At 56.1% G+C, this 5317-nt stretch carries 5 protein-coding genes; 4 read left to right on the top strand and 1 reads right to left on the bottom strand.

Features of this window, described 5'->3' with window-relative positions:
- The coding region (locus tag NCT04_RS33985) for a DUF995 domain-containing protein (protein WP_250470212.1) at positions 1-300 on the top strand (300 nt) is incomplete at its 5' end.
- Positions 301-706: 406 nt separating this feature from the next.
- Positions 707-1861 (top strand): porin, encoded by a 1155-nt coding sequence (locus NCT04_RS33980; protein ID WP_250470211.1) that lies wholly within the window; start codon positions 707-709, stop codon positions 1859-1861.
- A gap of 43 nt (positions 1862-1904) precedes the next feature.
- Here the strand turns inward: NCT04_RS33980 and NCT04_RS33975 are convergent, their stop codons facing one another.
- Positions 1905-2795: a LysR substrate-binding domain-containing protein gene (locus tag NCT04_RS33975; RefSeq protein ID WP_250470209.1), complete on the bottom strand. Its 891-nt coding sequence runs from the start codon at positions 2793-2795 to the stop codon at positions 1905-1907.
- On the opposite strand from NCT04_RS33975, the gene NCT04_RS33970 reads away from it, so the two are divergent.
- Together NCT04_RS33970 and NCT04_RS33965 are read left to right on the top strand one after the other, a co-directional pair.
- Complete coding sequence (locus NCT04_RS33970) at positions 2761-4218, top strand: MFS transporter (protein WP_250470207.1); 1458 nt, start codon at positions 2761-2763, stop codon at positions 4216-4218. The two genes, NCT04_RS33975 and NCT04_RS33970, sit on opposite strands and share 35 nt — an antisense overlap.
- A gap of 30 nt (positions 4219-4248) precedes the next feature.
- Positions 4249-4953 carry a DUF1028 domain-containing protein gene (locus NCT04_RS33965; RefSeq protein WP_250470206.1) on the top strand — a complete coding sequence of 235 codons (705 nt, stop codon included), beginning with the start codon at positions 4249-4251 and terminating at the stop codon, positions 4951-4953.
- The last annotated feature ends 364 nt before the right edge of the window (positions 4954-5317 follow it).

Genomic DNA, 5317 nt, shown 5'->3' with positions numbered 1-5317 from the left:
CCACTGATTCGAAACAGTGGACATAGCCTGCACGCTCAGATCAAAGAGTTCCAGACGTCCATTTCTGCGCGCTTACGGACAAACAACACGGATGGCACTGCATCCATCGTGAGGCTGCCGAAGCCTGGCGCCAAGGCGGGTTCGATTGGCAAGGCGACAGGACGATGGTCAATCGGTGAGGACGGAAAGTACTGCCTCACCGAAGAGTGGAGCTTGGAGGCCGGAGGCCCGATTCACTGGTGCTCGGAAATGTATCGGGATTCGGCCGGCGTGCTACACCGTCTTCGCGATGCAAGTTGAGTCGGCCGCCTGCTGACAACGAGCGCTGAGCAGGGACATCGTCCTCGGTTGGCCTCCGCGCATAAAGTGTGGGCGCTACTTGCACTGAACAGCGGTCTTTGTCGGACGTCTACCACTCGGTACCTGGGGCTGCCACTTGGCCGAATCGGAGAAACATATCTCGAGTCTGTACACACCGTACCCCGGCAGGAGTTGACTGGCGCTAATTTGCTCTAGCGTTCAGATTTCCCGAACATAACACGGGAAAAATCCCGTTTGATTCTCTGTTTTTGAAATTCAACACTTCGTCCAAGCCGCGCACAGCAACAAGTCGGCGAATCTCTGAGGGCCCTTGGGTTCAGGTGTCCCCTCGATACATTCGGACAACTCTGTCGCAGCAATTCCGGCAGAACATATCGACGAAGTGATGAAAACAACGAATATTCTTGGTGGACTCGCTGCAACTTGTCTCTCGATTACGGCCTACGCGCAGAGTAGCGTGACGCTTTACGGCGTCGCCGATGACGGCATCGTCTACGCGAACAACGCCGGAGGGCATTCGCAAACCCAGATGAACAGCGGAAACATCATGGGTAGTCGATGGGGCCTGCGCGGTTCCGAAGACCTTGGGGGCGGTGTATCTGCAGTGTTTGTACTCGAGAACGGCTTCAGCGTGGCAAACGGAAAGCTCCTTCAAGGTGGAGACGAATTCGGGCGCCAGGCGTTCGTGGGTCTCGATTCGGCAAAACTCGGGAAGCTGACTTTTGGTCGACAGTATGATGCCGTAGTCGACTTCACCGGCCCGTTCGAATCGGGCACCCAATGGGCCACATCCTTGGGTGCTCATCCCGGCGACCTCGATAACATTAACAACTCGAATCGCACGAACAACTCCATCAAATACACCAGCAGCAGTCTCGCAGGATTCACTGTTGGTGGCATGTACAGCTTTGGAGGCGTGGCAGGCGATTTCCACCGCAACCAAATCTGGTCGGTGGGACTACGCTACGCAACCGGCCCTCTGTCGATTGGGGCTGGCTATGTGAATGCTGCCAACCCCAACTACTCGTACTTTGGCAACAATGCGGCGTCCAGCATCACCGCGAGCAACATGACGTCCCGTGTCTACAGCGGCTACGCAACCGCCGCACGCCAGCAGGTCTTTGCCGCCGGCGCGGCCTATGTGCTTGGAGGCTCGACAATCGGCGTCACCTATAGCAACACACAATTTAACAACGTTGGCGCAACTTCAGTGAGCGGCGTCGCGGCAGCGACGGGTGACGCCCGCTTCCATAACGTGGAAGTGAACTACAAATACCAGATTACCGCGGCACTCCTTGCGGGGGCTGCATACGACTTCACTTCGGGCTACGGCATCAATCATGCGCGCTATCACCAGGCGGTGGTCGGGCTGGACTACTTCCTGTCGAAGCGAACTGATGTGTATCTCACTGGCCTTTACCAGCATGCCAGCGGTACGGATTCAACGGGCAGACCCGCAGTGGCTAGCATCACGCTTCTTTCGCCATCCACCACGTCTTCTCAGGTCGCAGGCATCGCTGGAATCCGCGTCAAATTCTGATGCTGAAACCGAAGATGCATGGTCCTGCCTCCAAGGCAACCAGTCATCGCTCACTCACTGCAATCAGGCATTCGAGTAAGGAGGCCGCAGCACCGGGAAGGTCTGCACGGTTGCGGACGACAGCAGCAGCGTTGTACTTCGCCCAATCGTTCTTGAGCTCAATAATCCTCGATTGCTTTGTTGAGTAACGCATTGCAATGCGACGAGGGACGATAGCGATTCCAACGCTGCTGGTAGCAAGCCGACATATCGCGTCAAGGTTTCTAGCGCGAGCTCTGTATCGGATGGCCTTGCCGGCTTCTCGGGCATGCGAGTCAATTTGCTCCTGAAGGCGGCTACCAGGTCCGAGTCCAATGAAGTCAAGACCAGAGAGCTCGTCGAACTCAACCTGAGAATCAAGGTCAGCTGCAATTGCCGGTGTCGTGAGCGCCACCAAGGTGTCACGTAAAAGAGGAATCGCCTCTAGCGTGCCTGTCTCGGCAAAGTCTCCAACGATGCCGATGTCGGCCGCGCTGGTAGAGACCGCGAAAACGATGTCCTCGCTGTGCTGCTCTTCTATGACAAGGTCGGCCGTGGGATTTCCCTGAAGGAAAACGGGTGCCGCCTCCTGCAGCAACTCGGAGACACCATAGCTCGTTGTGTAAAGGCGAACGTTGCTGCGCATCCGGCTGGCGAAATTCACCAGGTCTTCATTCATGAAATCGACCTGTTTGAGCACCTTGCCAGCGTGGTGAAGCAGTACGCGCCCGGCGTCTGTCGGAGTCACCCCAGAACGAGACCGCGTAAGCAGTGGAACGCCGACTTGCTCTTCCATTTGCCTGATGCGCTCGCTTACTGATGCGACCGTCAGGTGCACGCGTGTCGCGGCTTTCGTCATGCTCACGGAATCGACGACTGCCTTGAAGATTCGTAAATCAGAGACGTCGAAACGCATGACACTCCTTTGGAAAAACCAAACCCAGGTCAAGAATTTCCCGATTGTACAAGCTATTTTGAGGCTCGAAAATCGACCACACGATATGGATGACCGAGATATGAATACCGCAACGGACGCTTCTGAAAAAAGCCACACCAGTACATCGAAGAAGGTATCAGGAGCAGAAGTAATCGTCGCGACGACGATTGGTAATGCGCTGGAGTTCTTCGATTTCACGGCCTACAACTTCTTCGCCGTGCTTCTGGGCAAACTGTATTTCCCGACGCTGAGCCCAATGTTTCAGCTGGTGATGTCTACGGGCACCTTCGCTATCGGATACTTCTTTCGACCGCTCGGCGGCGTTCTGATTGGGGTCTATGCCGACAAAATCGGCCGCAAGGCAGCGCTCACGTTGACCGTGGGGCTAATGGCACTGAGTTCAGCGATGATTGGCCTCGCACCGACGTACGAATCAATCGGTATATGGGCACCTCTTTTGATTCTGTTCTCTCGCATCCTCCAGGGCATCTCAGCAGGCGGCGAGGTTGGCGCTTCAACGGCGCTTCTTGTTGAATATGCTGGGCCGAATCGACGCGGATACTTCGGCAGCTTCCAGTTCGCAAGCCAGAGTCTTGGCATTGCTTTCGGCGCTGTTGTCAGCACACTTCTATCGCGATACCTCGACCCTCACGCCCTCGAATCATGGGGCTGGCGTACGGTGTTCCTGATGGGAACCATCATCGCACCCGTCGGAATATATATTCGTGTTCGTCTGCACGAAACACTTCACCTCGCACCGGCCGCTCAGCAGAAGCTCACGCTTGGCGGCATTCTGCGCAAGCATATTAAAGAGTTGGTACTTGGCACGTTGCTTACTTTCGGGGGAACGTCAGCCAACTTCATCATCCTCTTTTCGCTGCCAATCATCGCAATCAAATCGCTTGGCATGTCGCAAGCTGATGCTGCTCTCGCGGGCGTTGTCACCGGTTTGGTGGGATTCGTCGTTAGTCCGATGGGCGGATTCATTTCCGACATCGTCGGACGCAAACCGGTTATCTGGGTTTCCCGTGTGCTCGTGGTGCTTGCAGTAGTGCCGCTCTTCGTTTGGTTAAATGCAGACCCCACCGTGACTCGCCTGCTTTTAGTGGAAGGCGTGCTTGCGGCTCTCGCGGCGCTTGGCGGTGCGACGGCTATCGGAAGCATGACAGAGCTGTTCCCGGCGGCCGCCCGGGCAACCGGCATGGCGATTATTTATAGCCTCGGCGTTGCGCTTTCTGGCGTGGTCGCTCAGTTCGTATCGACCTATTTCGTCGGCGTCAGCGCGAACATCATGCCAGCAGCATGGTACGTGGTCGTTACGCTGGTATTCACTAGCGTGGTCCTGTTCTGGCTGCCCGAGACCAAGGGCCGGGATGTGGAAAGCATTGAATCATTATCCTGAGTGGATGTAACTTTTGTTCAAGGAAAGTAGATGACTTACAGTATCTTGGCGCGATGCCCCGAAACGGGCCGGTTTGGTATGGCTATCGCTACGTATTCGGTCGCCGTTGGTCAGTGGTGCGACGGTGCAGACCGACATGCCGGTATTACGATGAGCCAGGCCTTCGTCCGAACCACGAACAACGCATTGGCATTGAATCTCCTGAAGCTCGGGCATTCAGCAGCATATGTGAACGACGCGCTTGTGCGTGATGATGACTTCGCCAGCTTTCGGCAAATCGGCACAGTTTCGAGGGACGGAAAAGTCGCCTGTCACACAGGGGAGAACACGCGCGCGTGGGCGGGACATCACATCGGCGCGGGGTACGTCACGATGGGCAACGTGCTCAGCGGTGAGCCGGTTGTCCATGCAATGGCAGAGGTCTTTGAAAGCAAAGCAGCTGAAACCTTCGAAGAGCGACTTCTGCTGGCACTCGAAGCGGGGCGGGATGCGGGAGGTCAAGGTAACGGCGAACGGTCGCTCGCAGAGCGTTCGGGAGCTTTGATTGTCACGGCGTCAGACGACCTTGATGCCGTTAATATCCGGGTCGACCTTCACGAGCGGGCCGTCGGGGAGCTGCGTCGAGTCTATAGCTTTTGCAATCAATATGCGGGCTACTATCGTTCGCGTGGCCTCAACCCGCCGGATGCTCCTGGGCAAGAGGTCTTCGAGCAACAACGTGGCATAAAGGCCTAACGGCAAGCGCTAAAGCTCTTGATTCACGGTATTGAATGTCGTCGAGACTCGGCTGCTCGACGATTCCTGCCTATAGACGTCAGCTAACCACCGAAAAGGTAGAGGTTCCGATATCAACGCGATGCTAAACGTGCGCGAGGAGCGTCCGAAGCCTTTTGCTCGCGAGACCACAAATCGACCGTGTTGCGGTCTGATTGCCCAGGTTGCCTCAGCGCCGTGCGGAGGTAGCGAACTGTGCCACCGGCGCAGTCTGCGGAATTGGTACGGAAGTGGTCGGACCTATCCGCAATTCTGTGGGCGAGGCATATTATGAGAGGTAAAAGTCATGGATATGCCGATGAAGAAGAAACGCACCGTCGCTTCT

Source organism: Caballeronia sp. GAFFF2, assembly GCF_023631485.1.
Taxonomy (GTDB): domain Bacteria; phylum Pseudomonadota; class Gammaproteobacteria; order Burkholderiales; family Burkholderiaceae; genus Caballeronia.
Note: the sequence above shows the minus strand (reverse complement) of the source record. Positions and strands in the feature narration are given on the sequence as shown.